Source organism: Pseudolysinimonas sp., assembly GCF_031389465.1.
Taxonomy (GTDB): domain Bacteria; phylum Actinomycetota; class Actinomycetes; order Actinomycetales; family Microbacteriaceae; genus Pseudolysinimonas_A.
Window position 1 is genome coordinate 1 of the sequence record NZ_JANMSQ010000298.1, and the last position, 1,683, is coordinate 1,683.

Below are 1,683 nucleotides of genomic sequence, written 5' to 3' on the forward strand. Positions count from 1 at the left end.
CTCATGCGATCCAAGCAGATCAAGGGAGTGACGGTGCTGTGGCCGCTGAAGTTACCCGAGCATGTCGCAGCGACGGGCGACTACGGCGAGGTGGTACCGGCAGCCGCCGCACGTCTGCGAGCCGGGCTGAAGCCCGCGACATGACCCCTCTCGACGTCAGCGCGTGACGCGCTTTGGGAAGGGGCCGAGCAATCCGGCCGAGACGTACGCTGAGACGGTGTCGAACATCGTCGACGTCGCATACATCTATCCCGCGCCGTACTGGCGCTTGAGCGAGCACGACTGGATCAAGTCGCTGCTGCTCTTCTTCGACGAAGTCGCGATCCTGCTTCCGGACTACGTGTACGGCCGTCATCACATCGCCGATCCATCACTCGCTGAGCCCCTCGAGGACAGAGGGATGCTTCGGGTGCTCGAGCCGAATGACTGGATCGACGAACAGGCTCGGATCGATCTCGTACCGTCGATGACGGGCCTAACCAACACCGTTCGACTGACAGCACCACCCGCGGGATTCCGAACGCTGACTCAGTCTCCCATCCGCTCAGCGTGCTACTTCGCTGACGGCTCGCAACATGGTGCCCCACGCACTTCCGACGCGATGCGCTGAATGACCGCCCGACACCGCCGATCCCTTCGTTCGGCCGGACGTCAGGTCGTTCGGTAGACGTCGCCGCGGTGGTCGACGCGGAGCACTGTCACTGTTCGTTTGCCCTCGTCGATCCGATACAGGATGCGGTAACTCCCTCGGCGTGCGCTGTGGATGCCAGCGAGTTCCTTGCGCAGCTCTCGACCGACGCGACGGGGGTTCTCGATCAGCGATCCGGTGATGAAGTCGATGACGGCAGCGCTGATCGCTTCGGGGAGAGTCTCGGCGATCGCACGCGCCGCTGGACGGGCAACGACGAGCTCGTAGCCGACTTCGGTCATCGGGTGGGTGATGCGCGCAACGCTCGGACGGCCTCAACGCCTCGGACCACGTCGCCAGCGGCGACAGCGGCTTCGGCCTCGACGAGTTCCTTGATCGCGTCGTGGTCACCGAGCAGCTCGAGGGTCTCCTCGAGACTGTCGAGGTCATCCGGGCTGATCAGAACGGCGGCGGGTCGACCGTTCCGGGTGACAACGATGCGTTCGTGCTCCCGGTCAACGCGGTCAACGAATTCGGAGAACCGGTCCTTCACGTTCCGCAACGAATCAGTCGTCATGGTCACGATTGTGCCACGCACACGACTCTATAGCAACCCGCCCGGAAATCACGGACGACGACTGGCCACAGGCCGCCCGAGAACCGGCGAACCCGACCACGATCAGTACAAACCGCCGAACACCGCCGACCGCGTTCCGTGACCAGTTCGATGTGAGCGGGCAGTCCTTGCTGGCCGCGTGCTGACTCGAGCAGACACCGCCGCCGACCCTCGATACGTAACCGCCGATCTGCGAGCCCGGCACCGTCAATCGCCAAACCCGCTTGCGAATCGCTCAACATCGGCGCAACAAGACCTTGCAAGGGTGCACATACCGGGCACTCGGCGCTCCTTGCTTGACTCTCCGGTGCGACCAGGTATCCTTACATATTTGATAAAGTAAGGAGGGGTGATGGAGATCGCTGCACGAATGAGCTCGAAGGGACAGGTGACCGTCCCGAAAGCGGTCCGGGATGCGCTCGGGATCGGCGAGGGCGAC

4 protein-coding genes are annotated in these 1,683 nt (G+C 63.5%); 2 read left to right on the top strand and 2 right to left on the bottom strand.

Going from position 1 to position 1,683, the window contains the following annotated elements:
* The first annotated feature begins 217 nt into the window (after positions 1-217).
* Complete coding sequence (locus tag RMO30_RS11645) at positions 218-610, top strand: hypothetical protein (protein ID WP_309713613.1); 393 nt, start codon at positions 218-220, stop codon at positions 608-610.
* Positions 611-651: 41 nt separating this feature from the next.
* On the opposite strand, the gene RMO30_RS11650 is transcribed toward RMO30_RS11645, so the two are convergent.
* Positions 652-930 (bottom strand): type II toxin-antitoxin system RelE/ParE family toxin, encoded by a 279-nt coding sequence (locus RMO30_RS11650; protein WP_309713616.1) that lies wholly within the window; start codon positions 928-930, stop codon positions 652-654.
* Positions 927-1,205 carry a type II toxin-antitoxin system Phd/YefM family antitoxin gene (locus tag RMO30_RS11655; RefSeq protein ID WP_309713618.1) on the bottom strand — a complete coding sequence of 93 codons (279 nt, stop codon included), beginning with the start codon at positions 1,203-1,205 and terminating at the stop codon, positions 927-929. The genes RMO30_RS11650 and RMO30_RS11655 overlap by 4 nt, the downstream gene beginning before the upstream one ends.
* A 409-nt stretch (positions 1,206-1,614) precedes the next feature.
* Between RMO30_RS11655 and RMO30_RS13135 the strand changes: the two genes are divergently transcribed.
* Positions 1,615-1,683, top strand: a 69-nt coding sequence (locus RMO30_RS13135; RefSeq protein WP_397427933.1) for an AbrB/MazE/SpoVT family DNA-binding domain-containing protein, incomplete at its 3' end; no start/stop codon positions are given.

Excerpts from the sequence above, each read along its gene's own strand:
- RMO30_RS11650 (WP_309713616.1), bottom strand. The coding sequence starts at position 930 with ATGACCGAAGTCGGCTACGAGCTCGTCGTTGCCCGTCCAGCGGCGCGT.
- RMO30_RS11655 (WP_309713618.1), bottom strand. The coding sequence starts at position 1,205 with ATGACGACTGATTCGTTGCGGAACGTGAAGGACCGGTTCTCCGAATTC.